The organism is Klebsiella sp. TF21-TM, assembly GCF_019753495.1.
GTDB classification, from domain to species: domain Bacteria; phylum Pseudomonadota; class Gammaproteobacteria; order Enterobacterales; family Enterobacteriaceae; genus Klebsiella; species Klebsiella quasipneumoniae.
Genome location: NZ_JAIJYL010000130.1, coordinates 1 through 380, shown reverse-complemented (window position 1 = coordinate 380; position 380 = coordinate 1). Strand labels below are relative to the sequence as shown.

The window sequence follows — 380 nt, the reverse complement described above, 5'->3', positions numbered from 1 at the left end:
ATCTATGCTGACCCTCCATGGATGTTCCGTGATAAAGCCGCCGACGGGAAACGTGGTGCCGGTTTCAAGTATCCGGTGATGAACGTTCTGGATATCTGCCGACTGCCAGTATGGGAACTTGCTGCCGAGAATTGCCTGTTAGCGATGTGGTGGGTTCCTACACAGCCGGTCGAGGCGCTGAAAGTCATGGAGGCTTGGGGTTTCCGCCTGATGACCATGAAGGGATTCACCTGGCACAAGACGAACAAGCACAAAGGAAACAGTGCTATCGGCATGGGCCACATGACACGCGCGAACAGCGAAGACTGTCTGTTTGCGGTGAAAGGAAAGCTACCCAAGCGAATCGATAAGTCGATCTGCCAGCATGTTACGGCACCGCG

The 380-nt window shown here is 54.5% G+C and carries 1 protein-coding gene; it reads left to right on the top strand.

Annotated elements, in window-relative coordinates; translation table 11 throughout:
- A partial coding sequence (locus tag K5R89_RS27235; RefSeq protein WP_260630715.1) for an MT-A70 family methyltransferase occupies window positions 1-380 on the top strand: 380 nt, incomplete at both ends.